The organism is Chelativorans salis (assembly GCF_025336525.1).
Lineage (GTDB): Bacteria > Pseudomonadota > Alphaproteobacteria > Rhizobiales > Rhizobiaceae > Chelativorans > Chelativorans salis.
Genome location: NZ_JAOCZP010000015.1, coordinates 1 through 20,298, shown reverse-complemented (window position 1 = coordinate 20,298; position 20,298 = coordinate 1). Strand labels below are relative to the sequence as shown.

General features: G+C 63.6%; 23 protein-coding genes and 1 pseudogene. 6 read left to right on the top strand and 18 right to left on the bottom strand.

The window, feature by feature from the left end:
- Positions 1–76 precede the first annotated feature (76 nt).
- The 10 genes from N5A92_RS26350 to N5A92_RS26305 all read right to left on the bottom strand — a co-directional run bounded on the left by N5A92_RS26350 (position 77) and on the right by N5A92_RS26305 (position 9,560).
- Positions 77–1,342 (bottom strand): polyhydroxyalkanoate depolymerase, encoded by a 1,266-nt coding sequence (locus N5A92_RS26350; RefSeq protein ID WP_260907533.1) that lies wholly within the window; start codon positions 1,340–1,342, stop codon positions 77–79.
- 174 nt (positions 1,343–1,516) lie between these two features.
- Entirely contained in the window at positions 1,517–2,056 is a 540-nt protein-coding gene (locus N5A92_RS26345) for a GNAT family N-acetyltransferase (protein ID WP_260907532.1), read from the bottom strand.
- Positions 2,057–2,068: 12 nt separating this feature from the next.
- On the bottom strand, positions 2,069–2,362 hold the full coding sequence (locus N5A92_RS26340; protein WP_163264962.1) for a DUF1330 domain-containing protein: 294 nt from the start codon (positions 2,360–2,362) through the stop codon (positions 2,069–2,071).
- A 27-nt stretch (positions 2,363–2,389) separates the two neighbouring features.
- Positions 2,390–3,091 carry an orotidine-5'-phosphate decarboxylase gene (pyrF, locus tag N5A92_RS26335; RefSeq protein ID WP_260907531.1) on the bottom strand — a complete coding sequence of 234 codons (702 nt, stop codon included), beginning with the start codon at positions 3,089–3,091 and terminating at the stop codon, positions 2,390–2,392.
- Positions 3,081–3,674 (bottom strand): histidine phosphatase family protein, encoded by a 594-nt coding sequence (locus N5A92_RS26330; RefSeq protein ID WP_260907530.1) that lies wholly within the window; start codon positions 3,672–3,674, stop codon positions 3,081–3,083. Before N5A92_RS26330 ends, pyrF begins: the two co-directional genes overlap by 11 nt.
- Complete coding sequence (locus tag N5A92_RS26325) at positions 3,671–4,264, bottom strand: NADPH-dependent FMN reductase (protein WP_260907529.1); 594 nt, start codon at positions 4,262–4,264, stop codon at positions 3,671–3,673. The genes N5A92_RS26330 and N5A92_RS26325 overlap by 4 nt, the downstream gene beginning before the upstream one ends.
- A 95-nt stretch (positions 4,265–4,359) precedes the next feature.
- Positions 4,360–4,968 (bottom strand): phospholipid N-methyltransferase PmtA, encoded by a 609-nt coding sequence (gene pmtA / locus N5A92_RS26320; RefSeq protein WP_260907528.1) that lies wholly within the window; start codon positions 4,966–4,968, stop codon positions 4,360–4,362.
- A 162-nt stretch (positions 4,969–5,130) separates the two neighbouring features.
- Complete coding sequence (gene dnaJ / locus N5A92_RS26315) at positions 5,131–6,255, bottom strand: molecular chaperone DnaJ (RefSeq protein ID WP_260907527.1); 1,125 nt, start codon at positions 6,253–6,255, stop codon at positions 5,131–5,133.
- Positions 6,256–6,445: 190 nt separating this feature from the next.
- Entirely contained in the window at positions 6,446–8,359 is a 1,914-nt protein-coding gene (dnaK, locus tag N5A92_RS26310) for a molecular chaperone DnaK (protein ID WP_260907526.1), read from the bottom strand.
- A 214-nt stretch (positions 8,360–8,573) separates the two neighbouring features.
- Positions 8,574–9,560: a Gfo/Idh/MocA family protein gene (locus N5A92_RS26305; protein WP_260907525.1), complete on the bottom strand. Its 987-nt coding sequence runs from the start codon at positions 9,558–9,560 to the stop codon at positions 8,574–8,576.
- A 224-nt stretch (positions 9,561–9,784) separates the two neighbouring features.
- Between N5A92_RS26305 and N5A92_RS26300 the strand changes: the two genes are divergently transcribed.
- The gene (locus N5A92_RS26300; RefSeq protein ID WP_260907523.1) at positions 9,785–9,967 is read left to right on the top strand and encodes a hypothetical protein; all 183 of its coding nucleotides are present in this window, start codon (positions 9,785–9,787) and stop codon (positions 9,965–9,967) included.
- A gap of 88 nt (positions 9,968–10,055) precedes the next feature.
- Here N5A92_RS26300 and N5A92_RS26295 read toward each other — a convergent pair whose 3' ends face one another.
- From N5A92_RS26295 to infC, 8 genes are all read right to left on the bottom strand, one after another.
- Complete coding sequence (locus tag N5A92_RS26295) at positions 10,056–10,658, bottom strand: nucleotidyltransferase family protein (RefSeq protein WP_260907521.1); 603 nt, start codon at positions 10,656–10,658, stop codon at positions 10,056–10,058.
- 23 nt (positions 10,659–10,681) lie between these two features.
- Positions 10,682–13,087, bottom strand: a complete 2,406-nt coding sequence (gene pheT / locus N5A92_RS26290; RefSeq protein WP_260907518.1) for a phenylalanine--tRNA ligase subunit beta — start codon at positions 13,085–13,087, stop codon at positions 10,682–10,684.
- 25 nt (positions 13,088–13,112) lie between these two features.
- Positions 13,113–13,517 carry a GFA family protein gene (locus N5A92_RS26285; RefSeq protein ID WP_260907517.1) on the bottom strand — a complete coding sequence of 135 codons (405 nt, stop codon included), beginning with the start codon at positions 13,515–13,517 and terminating at the stop codon, positions 13,113–13,115.
- A complete protein-coding gene (pheS, locus tag N5A92_RS26280; protein ID WP_260907515.1) occupies positions 13,514–14,599 on the bottom strand; it encodes a phenylalanine--tRNA ligase subunit alpha in 1,086 nt (361 codons plus the stop codon). The genes N5A92_RS26285 and pheS overlap by 4 nt, the downstream gene beginning before the upstream one ends.
- A gap of 204 nt (positions 14,600–14,803) precedes the next feature.
- On the bottom strand, positions 14,804–15,205 hold the full coding sequence (gene rplT / locus N5A92_RS26275; RefSeq protein ID WP_163264938.1) for a 50S ribosomal protein L20: 402 nt from the start codon (positions 15,203–15,205) through the stop codon (positions 14,804–14,806).
- Between the two features lie 27 nt (positions 15,206–15,232).
- Positions 15,233–15,433 (bottom strand): 50S ribosomal protein L35, encoded by a 201-nt coding sequence (rpmI, locus tag N5A92_RS26270; RefSeq protein ID WP_260907513.1) that lies wholly within the window; start codon positions 15,431–15,433, stop codon positions 15,233–15,235.
- Between the two features lie 162 nt (positions 15,434–15,595).
- On the bottom strand, positions 15,596–16,216 hold the full coding sequence (locus tag N5A92_RS26265; protein ID WP_260907512.1) for a methyltransferase family protein: 621 nt from the start codon (positions 16,214–16,216) through the stop codon (positions 15,596–15,598).
- 74 nt (positions 16,217–16,290) lie between these two features.
- Positions 16,291–16,827, bottom strand: a complete 537-nt coding sequence (infC, locus tag N5A92_RS26260; RefSeq protein ID WP_260907637.1) for a translation initiation factor IF-3 — start codon at positions 16,825–16,827, stop codon at positions 16,291–16,293.
- A 201-nt stretch (positions 16,828–17,028) separates the two neighbouring features.
- On the opposite strand from infC, the gene N5A92_RS26255 reads away from it, so the two are divergent.
- The 5 genes and pseudogenes from N5A92_RS26255 to N5A92_RS26235 all read left to right on the top strand — a co-directional run.
- Complete coding sequence (locus tag N5A92_RS26255; protein WP_260907509.1) at positions 17,029–17,802, top strand: alpha/beta hydrolase; 774 nt, start codon at positions 17,029–17,031, stop codon at positions 17,800–17,802.
- Between the two features lie 140 nt (positions 17,803–17,942).
- Positions 17,943–18,362, top strand: coding sequence for a DUF2852 domain-containing protein (locus N5A92_RS26250; protein WP_260907508.1), 420 nt, complete (start codon positions 17,943–17,945; stop codon positions 18,360–18,362).
- A 125-nt stretch (positions 18,363–18,487) separates the two neighbouring features.
- On the top strand, positions 18,488–19,249 hold the full coding sequence (locus N5A92_RS26245) for a M48 family metallopeptidase (RefSeq protein WP_260907506.1): 762 nt from the start codon (positions 18,488–18,490) through the stop codon (positions 19,247–19,249).
- Positions 19,250–19,372: 123 nt separating this feature from the next.
- On the top strand, positions 19,373–20,041 hold the full coding sequence (locus N5A92_RS26240; protein WP_260907505.1) for a phosphoribosylanthranilate isomerase: 669 nt from the start codon (positions 19,373–19,375) through the stop codon (positions 20,039–20,041).
- Positions 20,038–20,298 (top strand): annotated as a pseudogene (locus N5A92_RS26235) (tryptophan synthase subunit beta); the annotation flags it as partial. The gene N5A92_RS26240 and the pseudogene N5A92_RS26235, both read left to right, overlap by 4 nt.

The following is a 20,298-nucleotide window of genomic DNA, read 5'->3' as shown; positions in this document are numbered from 1 at the left end:
ATAAAATCGGGGAAGTGCACCTTATGGTTTACATCGGCTGTCGGCCCCCGCGCGGCTTCGGCAAGGGTACAGGCTGTCAGCGTGCGCCGTTCGCCCGTTTCGCCTTTGCGGCGGAAGTGCTGTGGGCATCGATGAAATCGATGATGCGCGGGGCGATCTCGGCCCTGAACCGCGACCCATTGAAGACGCCGTAATGGCCGACTACGGGTTGCAGGTAGTGGCTACGCATAGTGTTGGGGATATTGACGCAGAGGTCCTGCGCGGCCTCGGTCTGTCCGACGCCGGAAATATCGTCGTTCTCGCCCTCGACCGTCAAAAGCGCGACCGAGCGTATGGCGGCGGGGTCCACCGGCTCGCCACGATGCGTCATCTCGCCCTTCGGCAGCGAATGGCGGATGAAGACGGTGTCGACGGTCTGCAGGTAGAACTCCGCCGTCAGATCCATAACTGCCAGATATTCGTCGTAGAAGTCGCGGTGCATTTCCGCCGAATCACCATCGCCATCCACAAGGTGCATGAAGAATTCCTTGTGGGCCGTGATGTGCCGGTCGAGATTCATGCTCATGAAGCCGGAGAGTTGCAGGAAGCCCGGATAGACATGGCGCAGGAAGCCCGGGTTCGGCCACGGCACCTGCATGATAACGTTGTCGCGGAACCAATCGATACCGCGCTCCTCGGCCAGTTGGTTGACGGCGGTGGGATTGCGTCGCGTGTCGATGGGCCCGCCCATCAGCGTCATGGTGGCCGGCAGGTTTCTGTCGCCGCGCGCCTCCATCAGCGCCACCGCCGCAAGCACCGGCACGGAAGGCTGGCACACGCCCATGACATGGGCGCCGGGCCCGAGCACGCGGAACATCTCGATGAGATAGTCGACGTAGTCGTCGAGGTCGAAACGGCCGTCCGACAGGGGCACCATGCGCGCGTCCGTCCAGTCGGTGACATAGACATCGGCGTGCGGCAGCATCGCTTCCACCGTGCCGCGCAGCAGCGTTGCGTAATGGCCGGACATGGGCGCCACCATCAGGAGCCTGGCATCCGGCTCGCGGCCGGCCGGCAGGTCACGCACGAAGCGGATCAGCCGGCAAAAGGGCCGCGACCAGACCACCTGCTCGGAGACGGCGACCGTCTTGCCGTCCACCACGGTCGATTCGATGCCGAATTCCGGCTTGCCGTAGCGGCGGGTGGTGCGCTCGAACATCTCTGCGGCCGCGGCGATGGTGCGGCCCCAGGGTGTGCTTGCGGCTGGATTGAAAGGATTGGCGTAGAGGAGCCGTACTGCTTGGGCATAAGCCCGTGCTGGTTGCAGGGCCGCGTGGTTGAATTCGTAAAGCTGGTAATACAAGAGAGACCTTTCCGACGCGGGACCCTTATTGCCGGTCGCGTGTCCGGCAAAGCGGCTTGCGCTGCGGCAATGGACGACGGTTCAAACTAACGCAGGTTTGGTGCATTGCAATAGAGGCAACTGCTATCCTAGTTAACTTACTGAAACTTATGCACTCCCCAGGCCGCTTTCAAGTCAGGGGATGTTGCGTCGCAGCATCAAAAGCCGCCTTTCGGCTGCGATTCCCGGTGGCACTTCCGTCAGAAATTGCCTGGCGAGGGGGGCGGGAGCGGCATTAAGGGCGCATTCAACGAAGCCCTCTCCGGCATAGAAACGCTCATTGAAGGGAAGGTCGCGAAAGGTCGTCAGCGAAACACCTTCGTGGCCTTCCTCGCGGCTTCTGTCGATCGCAGCATTAAGCAACGCCGTGCCGATGCCGCGGCGCCCATGGTCGGGATCGACGGCGAGCTCCCGCAAATGCAGGAAACCGGCGAGTGGATGGAGAACCGCATAGCCCACCGCCTCGCCACCATGATGAACGGCGACCAGGGTCTCATTCTTTCCAGCAAAGGCGTCGAATTCCGCCGGTGTCATCCGCGGATTGTCAGCCAGCGAGGGATACCCGAACGCTGCAAAAAGTGCGGAAGCGCGGACGTCCACTCCTGCCAGCACGGCTGCATCGTCCGAGCGGTAGGCGCGGATGGCGTAGCCTGCCGGCAGTCCATGTTCCGTCATCGTGCGCGCGGTTCAGCCCTCATAGCCTTCGACGATGATCATTTCGGCGTCGGCCACCTCTTGGCGGATGGCCTTGGCGGCCTGGTAATCGGGGGAATTATAGCAGTCCGTGGCCGCCTGCATGGACGGGAACTCGATCACCACATTGCGCCCGCGCCCCTTGCCTTCCATGGCTTCATAGGCTCCGCCGCGCGCCAGAAACCGGGCGCCGAAGCGCTCGAAGGCGGGCTTTGCCGTCGCCACATAGTCCTTGTAGCGCTCCGGGTCGCGCACATCCACGTGGGCAATCCAATAGGCCTTGGGCATTTTTCCCCTCCCCTCGGTTGTCAGTCTTCAGGCGGCAGTGAGCATTTCCGCCAGGATCGTTTCGGCGGCGGCCCTGCGGTCGGCTGCGGCAACCACGGGGCGGGCGACGACCAGATGGCTGGCGCCGGCGCGGATGGCGCCGGCGGGCGTCATCACGCGCTTCTGGTCGCCAAGGGCAGCACCCGCGGGGCGTATACCCGGCGTGACGACCGCCAGATCCGGCCCGACGATGGCGCGAACGGCTTCGGCTTCGGCCGCCGAGCAGACGACGCCGCCCATGCCGGCGTCACGCACCTGCTCGGCGCGGCGTAGCACCAGCGTGTGTGGGTCGTATTCATAGCCGGCGTCGATCAGGTCTTGCTCGTCCATGGAAGTGAGCACTGTGACGCCAAGCAGGCACAGGCCGGAGCCTTCGGCCGCGGCAACGGCAGCGCGCATGGCCTTGGGGTAAGCGTGCAACGTCAGCATGGTGACGCCCATGCGGGCGATATTCTCGACGCCTTTGGCGACGGTATTGTCGATGTCGAGCAGCTTCATGTCGAGGAAGACCTTCTTGCCCGACTGCACTAGCTCCTGCGCAAAGCCTAAACCACCGGCGAAGGCGAGCTGATAGCCGATCTTGTAGAAGCCCACGGTGTCGCCCAGTTCGGCCACCGCCTTCTCGGCCTCGGCGAGCGTGGGCACGTCTAGCCCGACGATCAGGCGGTCGCGCATCTCGTCAGCCGGCATGGTCCACCCCCTCGAATGTTTCCATCGGCGTCCAGTCGCATAAGAGTTCGAAGCTGGCAATCCCGAAGGCGAAGAGGTTTCCGCCTCCCGCGGGCTGATCTTCCCGTCTGGAAATGGGGCGGCCGCCAATCCGGCATTTGAGTAAGGTGCCGACACCGCCATGCCCGACCAGGAGCGTGGGCACGGGCTGCGGACGATCCAGCACGCGGCGCACTGCGGTTTCGATGCGATCGGCAGCGTCCACCGCCCTTTCCCAGCCTTGCCAGCTTTTATCCGGTTCGGCAAAGAACCGGTCGGCGGCGGCCTCGAATTCGTCGGGCTGCAGAAAGCCCGTCGCCGAGCGGTCGTTCTCTCCCATCTCCGGATCGATCTCGACCGCGACACGCAGGTAAGCTGCGATCAACGCCGCCGTCTCGACGGCCTTCAACTCTGCGCTGGAGACGATGCACCCGACGGACCGCAACCATGTCTTCCCGAGCATGGCGTCGACCCGTTGCCTCCCCCCGTCGGAAAGGCGCCATTCGGGAACGGGGCGCTCCGGTTCTATCTCGACCTGCGGGTGCGTGAGATAGAAGGCCTTCACGCCTCCACCCGCGTCGACAGCATGCGTGAGCGCTCGATCAGCGTGCGGCAGACCTTGGCCATCGCCTTCTGCAGTCGCTCCTCCACGAAATCGCCACTCTCATCGAAGGCCTCCGCACCGCGCGCCACGGAGCATTGCGGTGTGACCACCTCCGCCTGGCAGTGCACGAGCACGCCGCGCAGGTGGATGATGGCACGCGCGCCGGCATAGGCGCCGCTCGAGGAGGAGCAGAGCCCTACCGGCTTTCCGCTGAAGGCGCGAAGGGAGCGACCTTTGGCGTCTGCTTTGACGCGACTGATCCAATCGATGGTGTTCTTCAACAAAGGCGGCAGGGAGGAGTTGTATTCTGGCGTGGCGATCAGGAGACCGTCGTGGGCGGCGATCATTTGCGCCAGCTTCACGGCGTTTTCCGGCACACCCCTCTCCTGCTCCAGGTCCTGGTTGAGGATGGGCAGGGGGTAGTCAGCGAGCGAGATGCGCGTGACTTCGGCACCCTGCAGCGCCAGCTCCTTCACGGCCGCGTCGGCGGTCTTGCCGCTGAAGGCGCCGCTGCGGATCGAGCCGGCGAAAACCAGGATTCGCACCGTCATGAGCCTCTCCAGATTGCCGCCCTTCTAAAAGCCATCGATGCCGTGGTGCAACAGCCGGCAGCGATCAGTGCGCGGAACGATAAATGAACGGCCGTTCACGCCTGTGCGGCGCGGCGGTAGATCCACAGATGCGCCGGCGGAATGTTGCGCATGACGAAGTCGAAACGCTCGACGGAATAGCTGCCGCGGCCCGCGGGCACCGGCGAAAGCGCACCATAGGTTATCTGCACGACGGGCCGCCCAACCGGCAGCAGGTCCAGGATCTGCTCGATCAGAGCAATGCGCTCCGGCATCGGGAAGTTGAGCAGCGGAATGGCGGAGATTACGCTGTCGAAGGTGCGGTCCGTCCAGGGAGCGAGCACCGCGTCGAGCTCGAAAGCGCTGCCATGGACGATATTCACGCCCGGGAAATCGTCCCGCAGCCGCCTGACGAAATCACTCGAATACTCGATGGAAACGAGGTTCTCCGGCTTTATGCCGCACTCGAGGATTGCGCGGGTGATGACGCCAGTGCCGGGGCCCAGCTCCAACACCATGTCGTCCCGCTCGGGACGCACGATCGAGGCCATGCGGCGGGCGGTCACACCGCTTGTCGGAACGATGGAGCCGACCGCCTTCGGCTTGTCTATCCAGCCGCGGAAGAAGCGCAGCTCTTCATCGAACCGTTCAGCGAGCGCCTTACCCAGATGTAAATTTTTTCCCATTTCACTCACTCCCCCACAGGCCAGGGTTGCTCGCCCACACTTCCCGCCCTTGGCACCGGATCGGGTTCGCCGGCAGGAAGACGGGCAATCGGGCCCTGAGGGGCCTTTTTCATGCCGGTTATACCATCAATACCATTCTTATAGCATTGTTCCTGAACAGGCCTAGTCGCCGAAAGACTCTAGGAAATCTTTCATGCGAGCAAAGAAGCCCGTCGACTGCGGGCTGTTCTCGCTGGAGGAGATTTTCTCGAACTCTTCTAACAGTTCACGCTGTTTGCGCGTCAGGTTCTGCGGTGTCTCCACCGCCACCTGGATATAAAGATCGCCCACCTGCGGTTGCCTGAGAATTGGCATGCCCTTGCCGCGCATGCGGAACTGGCGGCCATTCTGCGTGCCCTCGGGCACTTTCACGCGGGTCTGGGTGCCGTCGAGGGTGGCGACCTCGAAAGAGCCGCCGAGGGCGGCGGTCGTCATGGAGATGGGGACCTTGCAATAGAGATCGGCGCCGTCGCGCTGGAAGAACTCGTGCGGCTTGACGGACAGGAAGATGTAGAGATCGCCCGCCGGGCCGCCGCGCAGTCCGGCCTCGCCCTCGCCGGCGAGGCGAATGCGCGTGCCGTCCTCGATGCCGGCCGGGATGTTGACGGAAAGCGAGCGCTCCTCGACGACGCGCCCTTGCCCGGAGCATTTCGTGCAGGGATCCTTGATGATCTCGCCGCGGCCCTGGCACTGCGGGCAGGTGCGCTCGATCGAAAAGAAGCCCTGCGCGGCGCGCACGCGGCCGGCGCCGTGGCACATGGAACACTGTGCCGGGGAGGAGCCGGGCTTGGCGCCCGAGCCGGAGCATTCATCGCAGCTCACCGACGTGGGCACGTGGATCTGCGCCGTCTTGCCGGTATAGCCCTCCTCGAGCGTGATTTCCATGTTGTAGCGAAGGTCCGCGCCCCGGTCGCGGCCGCCGGAGCGACGGCGCCCGCCGCCCATGATGTCCCCGAAAATGTCCTCGAAAATATCGGCGAAGCCGCTACCGCCAAAGCCGGCGCCGCGCCCGCCCATGCCGCCATTCTCGAAGGCGGCGTGGCCGAAGCGGTCGTAGGCTGCGCGCTTCTGCGGGTCGCGCAGCGTCTCGTAGGCGAGGTTGATTTCCTTGAACTTCTGCTCCGCCTCGGTATCGCCTGGGTTGCGGTCCGGGTGATACTTCATGGCGAGCTTGCGGAATGCGCTCTTTAGTTCCTTCTCGTCGGCGTTTCTCGACACGCTGAGCGTCTCGTAAAAATCTGCCTTCATGAATTAAAGATCCCGCATGTTCTTCTGGACCCGGCACCACTGTCCCCGGCCGGTGCCCGCTATTTAGGTGTTCCGCAGTGCGAATGCCATAGTCTGCGGGATTTTGAAAGCCGTCAGCCGCTGACAGTCCCGAAAAGAAGAAGGCCCGGGCAACGACGCCCGGGCCTTCCTGTTATTCCGCAAACGCCGGTCAGGCCGACTTCTTGTCGTCCTCGTCGATCTCCTCGAAGTCGGCGTCGACGACATCGTCGCTGGACTTGGCCTCGCCCTCGGCGGAGGCCTCCTCCGAACCCTCGGCCTGATTTGCCTCGTACATGGCCTGTCCGAGCTTCATGGAAGCCTCGGCGAGCGCGGTGGTCTTGGCCTTGATGGCCTCCACGTCGTCGCCCTCGGTGGCCGTTTTCAACTCGGCAATCGCGTTCTCGATGGCCTTGCGATCGTCCTCGGAAACCTTGTCGCCATAGTCGGCAAGCGACTTCTCCGAGGAGTGGATAAGCGCTTCGGCCTGGTTCTTCACCTCGACCGTCTCGCGGCGCTTCTTGTCGGCCTCGGCGTTGGCCTCGGCGTCCTTTACCATATTCTCGATCTCGTCGTCAGAGAGGCCGCCGGAGGCCTGGATGCGAATCTGCTGCTCCTTGCCGGTGCCCTTGTCCTTGGCCGAAACGTTGACGATGCCGTTGGCGTCGATGTCGAAGGTCACCTCCACCTGCGGCACGCCGCGCGGTGCGGGCGGGATGCCGACGAGGTCGAACTGGCCAAGCATCTTGTTGTCCGCCGCCATCTCGCGCTCGCCCTGGAAGACACGGATCGTCACCGCCGATTGGTTGTCCTCGGCGGTCGAAAAGACCTGGCTCTTCTTGGTCGGGATGGTCGTGTTGCGGTCGATGAGCCGCGTGAAGACACCGCCCAGCGTCTCAATGCCGAGCGACAGCGGCGTCACGTCGAGCAGCAGCACGTCCTTGACGTCGCCCTGCAGCACGCCGGCCTGGATGGCGGCGCCCATGGCGACAACCTCGTCCGGATTCACGCCCTTGTGCGGCTCCTTGCCGAAGAAGGACTTCACCGTCTCCTGCACCTTGGGCATGCGCGTCATGCCGCCAACGAGCACCACCTCGTCGATCTCGCCCGCGTTAAGGCCGGCGTCTTTGAGAGCAGCCTTGCAGGGATCGACGGTGCGCTTGATGAGATCTTCGACCAGGTTCTCGAACTTGGCGCGCGTCAGCTTGATGGCCAGGTGCTTCGGCCCGGTCTGATCGGCGGTGATGAAGGGCAGGTTGATTTCGGTCTGGGAAGCGGACGACAGCTCGATCTTGGCTTTCTCCGCAGCCTCTTTCAGGCGCTGGAGGGCGAGCTTGTCGTTCTTCAGATCGATGCCCTGCTCCTTCTTGAACTCGTCGGCAAGGTAATTGACGAGCCGCATGTCGAAATCTTCACCGCCGAGGAAGGTGTCGCCATTGGTCGACTTCACCTCGAACACGCCGTCGCCGATCTCGAGAATGGAGATGTCGAAGGTGCCGCCGCCAAGGTCATAGACGGCGATGGTCTTGCCTTCTTTCTTATCGAGGCCATAGGCGAGCGCGGCCGCGGTCGGCTCGTTGATGATGCGCAGCACTTCCAGACCGGCAATCTTGCCGGCGTCCTTCGTGGCCTGGCGCTGGGCGTCGTTGAAATAAGCGGGAACGGTGATGACCGCCTTCTCGACCTTCTCGCCGAGATAGGATTCGGCCGTCTCCTTCATCTTCTGCAGGATCATCGCCGAGATTTGGCTGGGCGACTGCTTCTTGCCGCCGGCCTCGACCCAGGCATCGCCATTGTCGCCCTTGACGATCTTGTAGGGAACGAGCTTCTTGTCCTTTTCCGTGACCGGGTCATCGTAGCGGCGGCCGATGAGGCGCTTGATCGCGAAAAGCGTGTTTTCGGGATTGGTCACAGCCTGACGCTTGGCCGGCTGGCCGACCAGACGCTCGTCCGAATCGGTAAAGGCGACGATGGAGGGCGTGGTGCGCGCGCCTTCCGCGTTCTCGATGACCTTCGCGTCCTTGCCGTCCATGACGGCGACGCAGGAATTGGTTGTTCCGAGGTCGATACCGATTACTTTTGCCATCTATTCTCTCCGCTTAGCAGACTGTCAGGACCCATTCAGGCGTTCCAGGCAACAGCCCCTGTTCATACCGAAATGCCGCGATGCTTCGGTCGGTGAGACGCACAAGCCGCGACTTCGCCGCGTATATAAGAACAGCATTTTTATCACGCAAGGCGGCATGTGCCTGATCCGGCACAAGATAGCGGCAGGAAACGGCCGATCCTGAAGCGGGTTGCTAGACCTGTTCCCAGCCGTCATGGGCAGCTGCGCGGTAGATGGCGTCAATCACCTTCTGATTCTTCACCGACTCCTCCAGCGTGAAGACCGACGCGTCCTCGCCACCGGCCGCACGGGCGAAGGCTTCCGCCTGGCGGCGGTACTGGCGGATGTCGCCGTAGCGGTAGACGGTCGAGGTTCCGTGGTCGGCGCTGTGCAGGATGACGCGGTCGTCGCCGTAGACGCGCGAATTGAACGGCGTCTCCACCTCGATGAAGCCCTTGTCGCCGTGAAACACCATCACCTGCCGCGCCGCCATCTGCGTGGACACGTAGAAGCTCATCTCGAAGCCACCGCAGTCCGCCTTGACGCTGGCATAGGTATCCGTGCCGAATTTGGCGTCGCGCTCGACGACCGCCTGAAGGCGCTCCGGCTCGCAGCCGGTGACGAAGCGCGTGGCGACGGTCGGATAGACGCCGATGTCGGGCAGGCCGCCGCCGCCGAGCTCCGGCCGGTTGCGCATGTTGCCGGGGTCGACATTGTGATAGGTGAAGGCACCCTGCACATGGCGCAGGCGGCCGATGGCACCCTCGGCGATCAATTCCCGCGCCTTGTGCCATTGCGGATGGTACGTGACCATGAAGGCCTCGCAGACGAGCACTCGGTTGCGGTCGCGCGCCTCGATCACCTGACGGATATCGTCGGCGTTGAGCGCCAGCGGCTTTTCCACCAGCACGTGCTTGCCGGCGTCCGCCGCCTTCACCGCCCATTCCACATGCTGCGAGGTGGGGAGCGGAATGTAGACGCCGTCCACCTCCGGCGAGGCGAGCAGCGCTTCGTAGGAGGAAAAAGCATGCGGGATGCCGAAGCGCTCGGCAACGGCTTTCGCCCGCGCCTCGTCGCGGCTGGCGATGGCGGTGACCACTCCGTTCTCCGCGTCCAGAAGCTGCGGAATGACGAACTCGCGGCCGATCTTGGCCGTCGACAGAATACCCCAACGGAACATGACACCTCCTGAAACAAGCGCGGCGAGACTATCGGCGCACGGAGGCGAGGTCCATATCGAAGTACGACGTTGGAGAAGGGCGGCGTCCCGACATCCATGCCATAGCGGGAGCGGAAGACCTTGCCGCGGACATGAAAGCGCAGGCTCCCTTGTTGCGCCGCCTCGCAAGCCTGACGTGAAACGTCTCTTGGAAGATCCGGCCGCGAGCCGTGAGGTTGCCTTCGATGGTCGCCATGTCCTCGCCGGTGCGGCGGACTGGCGAGGCGCTGGTCGGCCACCCGAAGCATGAGGAGGCCGAGGCCGATCTGGCCGACGATCCGGGCCATCCAATGAAAAGCGATCGCGACAAGGCGGTAGCCGTCTCTCCTGTTGCGAAACATGAGACGTGGCTTATGCCAGCAGATTAACGCGGCGCGTTGCGGTCGTCATGTTCGGCTGGCAAAGCAGCCGGCAAAGCCGTTGCGGGCACCCTTCGTGCTGAGGGGGTACGGAACTTCACCACGGTATCACGGTCAGCTCCGGCCAAGTCGCTTTGGCACGGGCGGCCTTGGTCTCATGGATGGCACGATTATCGACGATGCGGTTCGGCACGACGCGGAATGCGAAGATGTCTTCGAGACCGTAAGGGGCACACAGCTCAAGTCCACCGCCATGTTCAAGGCGCACGCCGACGGCATGGGTGCGGGTGGCGAAACGGGCGATCGAATCGCGACACGAGGAAAGCGGTGGGCATTTCCTGCCGAAGCGTTGCTCGTACCATAGATGGACGCGCGCCTGGTTGCGGATCTCTACGGGCTTGGGAAGTCCCGCGAAGACTTCCTCGCCCCGCCGGATGATGACATCCTCCGCCCCCCAGGAGAGATCGCTGTCGTCGAAGTAGAAAAAGTCGATGTCCTTGATGCCGTAGCCACTCGGGCGACGGGTGAGGTTGTTCCAGATCGTGTTGTAGAGCGTGCCCGAGACGATCCACCAGTGCGGCAGATCGAGGTTGCGCGCGCGCTGGAGCGCCTCGCGCACCAGCGGGTCGCGCCAGACGATGTCGAGGAAGGCCGCTCGCTGCGCCTTGGAAGAAGCGCCGGCGTATCTCAAGTGATCCATCGGCGCCCCTCCTCCCCATTCGCTCAGCTTCTCAACACGCCGCCTGTCTGCTTGCCGACATTCTCCACGATTCTTCCCGCGACCGCCTCGAAATCCTCATCCGTCAGCGTTCTTTCCACCGGTTGGATCGTCACCTCGATGGCGATGGACTTCTTGTCCGGCCCAAGAGCAGCGCCCGCAAAGACGTCGAAAACGCTGACGTCCGAGATCAGCTTCTTGTCGGCGCTTGCCGCGGCGCGGGTCAGCGTGCCGGCCTCGACGGCCCTGTCGACCACGAAGGCGAAGTCCCGCTTAACCGCCTGGAAGGGCGAAAGGTCGAGGCGCGGCTTCGTGCGCGTCGCCCTGGCCTTCGGCTCGGGGATCGCGTCGATGAAGACCTCGAAACCGCACAGCGGGCCGGAAACATCCAGCGCCTCCAACGTCTTCGGGTGGAACTCGCCGAAGGTGCCGAGCACTATCTTCGGGCCTAGCTTGATCGTGCCCGAACGACCGGGGTGATACCAGTCCGGCCCGCCAGCCTCGATCTGCAGCTTGTCCACCGGAGCGCCGCCGGTTTCGAGCACGGCGAGCGCGTCGGCCTTGGCCTCGAAGACGCCGACGGGCGCGGCGTTGCCGGCCCAGTGGCGGCCCTCGCCCTCCAGCCGTGCAGTGCCGCGGCGGATGCCGGCCGCCACGCGGCGCTGGCCCTCCGGGCTGTCGCCCTCATAGGCGCCCGAGACCTCGAACAGCGCCACGTCGGCGAAGCCGCGGTCGGCGTTGCGTTGCGCGGCGGTGACCAGACCGGGCAGAAGCGACGGGCGCATGGTCGACATATCGGCGGCGATGGGGTTGGCGAGCGTTAATGCCCTTTGCCCGCCGCCGAAGAGCTTTGCATGATCGGCGGGGATGAACGACCAGGTGACGGCCTCCATCATGCCGCGCGCGGCAAGTGCGCGCTTGGCCTGGCGCGTGCGCACCTGCAGGGTGGTGAGTATGCGACCGCTGACGGCGTCGTGCGAGATCATCGGCCCGGGTGCGATCTCGCTGACGCCGTGAATGCGCATCACCTCTTCCACAAGGTCGGCCTTTCCATCGACGTCTGGCCGCCAGGAGGGGACGGCGACCTCCACCGTCTCGCCCGCGCCTTGCGGTGCGAAGCCGAGGCGCGAGAGGATGGCGAGGCTTTCCTCGGGCGGCACGTCGAGCCCGGTAAGCCGCTTCACCTCGGCAGGCGGGAAGGAGACCGTTTTCGGCGTGTGCCCCTGATAACCGACAACACGCGCCTCAGTGGCCTCGCCGCCGCAAATCTCCAGGACGAGTCGGGTGGCCAGTTCCATGCCGCCGACCATGAACTCAGGGTCCACCCCGCGCTCGAAGCGGTAGCGCGCGTCGGTGATAATGCCGAGATCACGGCCGGTGCGGGCGATGTTTGTCGGCTCCCACAGGGCCGATTCGATGAGCACATCCGTCGTCTCCGCGCTGCAGCCGGAATGCTCGCCGCCCATAATGCCGGCGATCGATTCGACGCTGTTCTCGTCGGCAATGACGCAGACCTCCGGCGAAAGCCGGTATTCGCGCTCGTCGAGCGCCAGCACCGTCTCGTCCTCTTTGGCGCGGCGGACGGTCAGGTCGCCTGTCACCTTGGCGGCGTCGAAGACGTGCAAGGGGCGGCCACGGTCGAAGGTGACATAGTTGGTGATATCGACCAGCGCATTGATCGGGCGCAGGCCGATGGCGATCAGCCGTTGCTGCATCCATTTGGGCGAGGGACCATTCCTGACCCCGCGCACGGCGCGCAGCGCGAAACCGTGACAGAGATCCGGCGCCTCGATCCGCACATCCACCGGACAGGCGCCGCTGCCGGAGACCGGCTCGACCGTCCCGTCCTTCAGGCGCCCCAGCCCCGCGGCGGCCAGATCGCGAGCGATGCCGTAGACGCCGGTGCAGTCCGGCCGGTTCGGCGTCAGCCCGATCTCGATGATTGGGTCATCGAGTTTCGCCCATTCGGCGAAGGAGGTGCCCACCGGAGCGTCCTCGGCCAGATCGATGATGCCCGTATGTTCGTCGGAAAGCTGCAGCTCACGCTCTGAGCACATCATGCCGTGACTTTCCACGCCGCGGATTTTGCCAACTGAGAGCGTGGTGTCGATGCCGGGGATGTAGGTGCCGGGTGCGGCGAAGGCGCCGATGAGCCCGGCGCGCGCGTTGGGGGCGCCGCACACGACCTGCACGGGCTTGCCGTCGCCGGCATCGACCGTCAGCACCTTCAGCTTGTCCGCATCAGGATGCTTTTCCGCCGTCAGCACCTTCGCGATAACGAACGGCTTCAGGGCAGACTTATCGTCGACGGATTCGACCTCGAGGCCGATCATGGTGAGCGTGTCGACGATCTCGCCAAGCGTGGCCTCGGTTTCGAGGTGATCCTTGAGCCAGGAGAGTGTGAACTTCATCGCAAATGATCCTCAGGAATTACTGTCAGCGCTCGACGCTGAAGCGGTCGAACCGCGGCAGCTCATCATCCACCTTCAGGAAGGACAGGCGCTCGCTTTCAAAGGCGTGCAGCGTCGGCGCGAAGCGCTCGGGCTCGTTCATCACGCCTAGATAGACGTAAATATTCCCCGGCAGTCCATCGTCGCGATAGTCCAGCGGACTTCCGCACACTCCGCAGAAGCTCCGCTCCATTCGACCGTTGCGGAAGCTGCGGCGTGCTTCGCCTTCGAAGACGACCGCATCCTGCTCAAAACCCACAAAAGCTGTAACAGGGGCGCCCGTCGCCTTACGGCAGTCGCTGCAGTGGCAATAGGAACTCCGGATCGGTTCGGCATCCGCCATGAACCGGACGGCACCGCAACGACAGCCGCCTGTATGAAGTGCCGTCATGAACTCAACCCCGCAAACAGCGTCGGCATGTCGAGCGGGCGGAAGCCGTAGTGCTGGAGCCAGCGGACGTCGGCGTCGAAGAAGGCGCGCAGGTCCGGCATGCCGTATTTCAGCATAGCGATGCGGTCGATGCCCATGCCCCAGGCAAAGCCTTGGTATTCGTCCGGGTCGAGCCCGCCATAGCGCAGCACGTTCGGGTGCACCATGCCGCAGCCCAGGATCTCCATCCAGTCGCTGCCCTCGCCGAAACGCACCTCGCCGGGCTTCGAGCGGTCGCATTGGATGTCGACCTCCAGGCTCGGCTCCGTGAAGGGGAAATAGCTCGGCCGGAAGCGCATATTGAGCGACGGCACCTCGAAATAGGCCTTGCAGAACTCGGTCAAAACCCACTTCATGTTGGCGACATTCGCCGTACGGTCAATCACCAGCCCTTCGAGCTGGTGGAACATCGGCGTGTGCGTGGCGTCCGAATCCGCCCGGTAGGTCTTGCCGGGGATGACAATGCGGATCGGCGGCTTTTGCGCCTCCATGGTGCGGATCTGCACAGGCGAGGTGTGCGTGCGCAGCAGCTTGCGCTCGCCGTTCTCATCCGGCTCAAGGAAGAAGGTATCGTGCATCTCGCGTGCCGGATGGCCTTCGGGGAAGTTGAGCGCGGTGAAATTGTAGTAGTCCGTCTCGATGTCCGGGCCCTCGGCGATGGCGAAACCGAGATCGCCGAAGATGGCGGTGATTTCGTCGACCACCTGCGTGATGGGGTGGATGCGGCCGCGCTCTGCCGGCGGGCGGGAGAGGGGCAGCGTCACGTCCACCTTCTCGCGCTCCAGCCGCTCGGCGATCGCCGCATCGCGCAGCTCGGCGCGGCGGGCGGTCAACGCCTCGGCGACTCGGTTCTTCAGGCCGTTGATGGCCGGCCCCATCACCTGGCGCTCCTCCGGCGACATGGCGCCGAGCGTCTTCAGCTTCTCAGAAATCGATCCCTTCTTGCCGAGAGCCGAAACACGCACGCTCTCGAGTGCCTGCTCGTCGCCGGTCGCGGCGATCTCGTTCAGGATCGTTCGTTCGAGTTGCTCCAGATCGCTCATCGTCCTTCCTTCGACTCCTGTCTTGGCCATTGCCGGCGATGCGCCGTCCCGTGCGGCGGAATCCGGGACTTTGCCGGGCGTCGGAAGCGCATCGTCGCTTGCGTTCTTATCTTCCATCGTCCTTGCCTTCACGAAAAAACCCGCGCCAGCCTGCCAGCGCGGGTTTCCCGAAAAAATCCGTTCCTGCTTCGGGAAGCGCTGACCTTAGGCGACAGCGCTTTCAAAAGCGTTCGGCGTGGTGTTCTTGAGATACTCAAGCGCCGTCTTGGCCTTGGCAACGAGCGCGGCGAAAGCCTGCGGCTCGTGCACGGCCATGTCGGCCAGCACCTTGCGGTCGATCTCGATCCCGGCCTTGTTGAGGCCATCGATGAAGCGGCCATAGGTCAGGCCGTGCTCGCGGGCGGCGGCGTTGATGCGCTGCACCCACAGGGCGCGGAAATTGCGCTTGCGGTTCTTGCGGTCGCGATAGGCATACTGCAGCGACTTCTCGACCGCCTGCTTGGCGGTGCGGATGGTGTTCTTGCGGCGGCCGTAGAAGCCCTTGGCGGACTTCAAGACCTTCTTGTGCTTGGCGTGGGCGGTAACGCCCCTTTTTACGCGGGCCATGACATGATCTCCTTAAAACCGGTTCACTCAGAAGCTGTAGGGCATGAACTTCTTCACGATCTTCGTATCGGGATCGGAAAGAACCATCGTGCCCCGCGCATCGCGGATGAACTTGTTGGAACGCTTGATCATGCCGTGGCGCTTGCCAGCGGCCGCAACCTTTACCTTGCCGGTGGCGGTTACCTTGAACCGCTTTTTGGCAGAAGACTTAGTCTTCATCTTGGGCATTTTGCTTCTCCGATTATCGGCGCGAATGCGCCCTTATAGTTCTGCCCGGACCAAGAGTCCGGAAGCATTAAGAGCCGCCACGGCATGCCCTGCCGGCCGGCTCGCACGAGGCGTGCCTCATATCAGCAAGTTTCAGCTCACGCAATAGCCGCGCGGATTCCGTCAGTACAGCCGGAAAAGGACGGAGATCAGCCCCATTTCCTGCCCGCGCTCGATCAGCTCGAAAAACGGAAGTGCGGCAAAAAACGCAAGTCCGTCGACCAGCGTTCGATTGAATATGCGCGGCCGAAAGGTCACCTCGTCCCGATCCTTGAAAAGCCTCGGATCGGGAAAGAAGCGAGGCACCCTTTCCAGATAGGCCCGATAGGGCTCACCGAGCACGGCCTTCAGGTGGCGCTCCTCGCGCAGGGCCACGACGTAAAAGGCAATCATGCAGAAGGCGGCTGCAAGCGCCGTTATCGCAAAGCTGCCAGTCTGCGCCCCGACCCCCGCCGCCGCAAGGGTCGAGAAGAAGTAGAGCGGGTTGCGCACGACGGAATAGGGGCCGGTGGAGACCACCTCCGCCGACTTGCGCCCGCCTATATAGAGGGTGGACCACAGCCGGCCGCCGATGCCGACAAGGATCAGGGCGAGGCCATATGCTTCCAGCAACTCGTGCATCATTTCGCTCTGCAGCGAGCTGCTGAATATCAGCAGAAAGCAGATCACGCCGATAAGGAACGCCAAAACATAGCGCCGCATGGCCTGATAGGCGGCCATCGCCTTTGCCGTTTCACCACTCATTTTATGATTTTGCCCTTTCGCCTTGCGCGGCAGCAATGTGCTTCAACCCGCGCAAGGCATAATCGGCATCTAGGCTATTTCGGGGCAAGCACCATCATCATCTGGCGGCCCTCGAGCTTCGGCTCAGCCTCGACCTTGGCGATCGGCTCTACCTCCTCGCGCACGCGATTCAATAGCTTCATGCCAAGCTCAAGGTGGGCCATTTCACGTCCGCGAAAGCGCAAAGTCAGCTTCACCTTGTCGCCCTCCTCGAAGAACCGGCGCACGGCCTTCATCTTCGTCTCATAGTCATGAGTGTCGATGTTGGGCCGCATCTTGATCTCTTTGATCTCGATGGTCTTCTGTTTCTTGCGGGCTTCCGCGGCCTTTTTCTGGCTCTGGTATTTCAGCTTGCCGAGATCGGTGATCTTGCACACGGGCGGATCGGCATTGGGCGATACCTCGACAAGGTCAAGCCCGGCCTCTTCGGCCGTCAGCAAGGCTTCCTCGGTCGCGACAATGCCCCGGTTGTTGCCTTCGTCATCGATAAGCTGAACCCGGGGAGCCCGGATTTCACGATTGGCGCGGGGGCCCTCCTTCACCGTAGGCGGCGCTTTGAACGGTCTGCGAATGGTCTTCGTCTCCTCAAGTCGTTGACGGAACGGTCTGGCCCGTAGCGTCGAGCCGATGGCTATGTGCGCTTGGCGAGCCATGTGTCAATAGCATAACCAAGCAAAAGAATCACGTGGAAGAGAGACGGAACGGCGGATTGCTCTATGCTCTTTCGCCGGAACGGCGCCCGTGCCAGAACACCTTGCGACAGGAGGACGCGGATGAACCAGAGCGAACCGACCCGCATAGAAGTCGACGGTACCGAGATCGCCGTGCGCCACCGGCCGGGTCGCGTGCCGGGCCTCGTATGGCTCGGCGGCTACCGTTCGGACATGAAGGGCACCAAGGCCGAAGCCCTGGACGCCTGGGCGGGCGAAAAGGGCCTCGCCGCCACCAGGCACGACTACTCCGGTCACGGCGAATCGGGCGGCGCTTTTACCGACGGCACTATCTCCCGATGGCTCACTGAGAGCCTCGCCGTCGTCCGCCGTTTCACGGAAGGTCCGCAAATCCTGGTCGGCTCCTCCATGGGCGCCTGGATCGCACTCCGGATGGTGCAGGAGTTGCAGAAGGCGGGTGAAGACGGGCGTGTCGGCGGGCTTCTGCTCCTGGCGCCGGCACCGGATTTCACGACAGAGCTGATGGAGCCGGAGTTGACGGCCGCGCAGCGGCAGGCGCTGGAAACCCAGGGCCATATCGAGGAACCCTCCGAATATTCGCCGGAGCCGAATGTCTACACCAGGGCGCTGTTCGAAGACGGGCGTAGGAACCGTGTGCTTGAAGGCATCATCGACACCCACTGCCCCGTGCACATCCTGCAGGGCATGGCTGACCCCGACGTGCCCTACAGCCACGCCATGCGGCTAGTCGAGCACCTGCCGGCCGACGACGTCACCCTGTCGCTCGTCCGCGACGGCGATCATCGCCTGTCGCGGCCGCAGGATATCGACCTGATCCTGCGTGTTGCGGCGTCGCTGGTAGAGCGGGCTAGATAGCGGTGGGCCGCTCCTCCAGGGCGCGGCACCCTCCCCTGATAACCGTTACCGTTTTGAACTATGCCTTGAAACCGGTCCTAGCTTTCCCCATTTCCATCTGTGCGGCCGCGCCTGACTGCAACCGATGAGGAACAGGTGACATGACCAACTCTGCACTGCTACGCCCGGCTTGGACGCCGGCGACGATCGCCCTGATGGTGATCGGCTTCATGGTGTTCTGGCCGCTCGGTCTCGCCATGCTCGCCTACATTCTTTGGGGCGACAGGCTTGGCGAATTCAAGCGCGACGTGAATCGCGCCACCGACGGCATGTTTGCCAACTGCCGCCGCGCCTCCCGCGCCCACGCCCGCACGGGAAATATCGCCTTCGACGACTGGCGCGAGAAGGAGCTGGAGCGCCTAGCCGAGGAGCGCCGCAAGCTCGACGCCATGCGCGAGGAGTTCGATGAGTATGTGCGCGAACTGCGCCGTGCCAAGGATCAGGAAGAGTTCGACCGCTTCATGAACGAGCGTAAGCCTGGCCGTAATTCGAGCAAGCGCAAGGCAAAGGACGAAGACTGACCAGCCTTCGAAACACTTTTCCCTGCCCCTACAGGCGGCGCCCCTCCGGGCGCCGTTTTCTGTTTCCCTGAACTTCTCTCCTTTTTACGACTCTTCTGCCGTCCCGAATCATCTATTCTGTTCGAATGCTGCCCCGCCCGTTCAAAAGAGCCCCATTGAAGGTGACAGCACCGCCCGTGGAACAGATTCATCGGGTGGCCGGCCGCGAACTGCTCCTGAAGATCGTTGAAAACGCCCGCGCGCGGCGCCTGACCTTGCGGATAGCGCCAGGCGGCGCGGGCCTACGCGTTACCATCCCGCCCGGCCTTTCGCTTCGCGAGGTGGAGCGCTTCCTGGCGCGCCACGAGGGCTGGCTGGAGGAGCGGCTGAAGAAGCTGCCCGATCGGCCCCTGGTGCGGCCAGGCATAAAGATCCCGCTGCGCGGCGTGCCGCATCTGATCGTGCACGAGCCAAGCCGGCGCGGTACGGTCGACGTGACGACGATCGACGGCCAGCCGGCGCTGGTGGTGAAAGGCGACCGCAGGCACCTGCCGCGTCGGCTGGCGGACTTCCTGAAACGGGAGGCGCGGAGAGACATCGAGATGCTGGTCGCCAGGCACACCGAAAGGGTCGGCCGGCGTGCCAGGGCGATCCGCTACCGCGACACGACCAGCCGCTGGGGCTCCTGCACGTCCGACGGCACACTCTCCTTTTCCTGGCGTATCATGATGGCTCCGCCGGGGGTCATCGACTATCTGGTGGCGCACGAGGTAGCCCATCTGAAGGAGATGAACCACGGCTCTCGCTTCTGGAAGCTGTGCAAGGAGCTGTGCCCGGATACGGAGCGCTGCAAGGCGTGGCTGAAAAGGAACGGGATGGCGCTGCAGGCAATAAGTTTTAGTGAGTAGTGAATAGCGGGAAATCGTATCGGAGAGGCAGGAAATGACCCGCGGCACCCCCAGGGAGACCACTACCACTCACTATTCGCTCCACCCTCGACTCTACCGCCATTTCATGCCACTTCCAGCCTCATGGAACTCGACATCAAAATCTGCGGCCTGAAGACCGAGGAGGCGGTGGCCGCCGCGCTTGACGGCGGGGCGAGCCATCTGGGCTTCATCTTCTTCGAAAAGAGCCCGCGCAACGTGGCGGTGAAGGCGGCCACACGCCTGCGGCAGGCGGCGCGTGGCCGGGCGAAGGCGGTGGCGGTGTCGGTGGATGCCGACGACGAGACGCTGGCGCACATCATCGAAGGCATGGAGCCGGACATGCTGCAGCTGCATGGTAAGGAAAGCCCCGAGCGGGTGGCTGCGCTAAAGGCGCGCTACGGCCTGCCGGTGATGAAGGCGGTGTCGGTGCGCGAGGCGGCGGATCTGGAAGGTATCGGCGCCTATCGCGGCATCGCCGACCGCTTCCTGCTCGACGCCAAGCCACCGGTGGGTGCGGAGCTTCCCGGCGGCAACGGCATCCCGTTCGACTGGCGGCTTCTGACTTTTCTTGACGGCGATGTGGATTACATGCTTTCGGGTGGCCTGAATGCCGCAAATATCGGCGCAGCCCTCCGGCTCTGCCGCCCGCGCGGCATCGACGTTTCGTCGGGCGTGGAGCGCGCGCCGGGCGAGAAAGACCCGGATTTGATCCGCGCCTTCTTCCACGCCGCGTGCGGCGCAGGAAGAGCGCGACCAGAGGAGACGGCATGAACAAGCCGGCTGAACCAAACTCCTTCCGCACCGGACCCGACGAGCAGGGCATGTTCGGCATTTTCGGCGGTCGTTTCGTTGCCGAAACGCTGATGCCACTGATCCTTGACCTGGAGGCACACTGGGAGGCGTCGAAGAAGGATCCGGCGTTTGCGGCCGAGCTGGAACATCTCGGCACGCACTATACTGGCCGTCCCTCGCCGCTCTATTTCGCTGAGCGGCTGACAGAGCATCTCGGCGGTGCCAAGATCTACTTC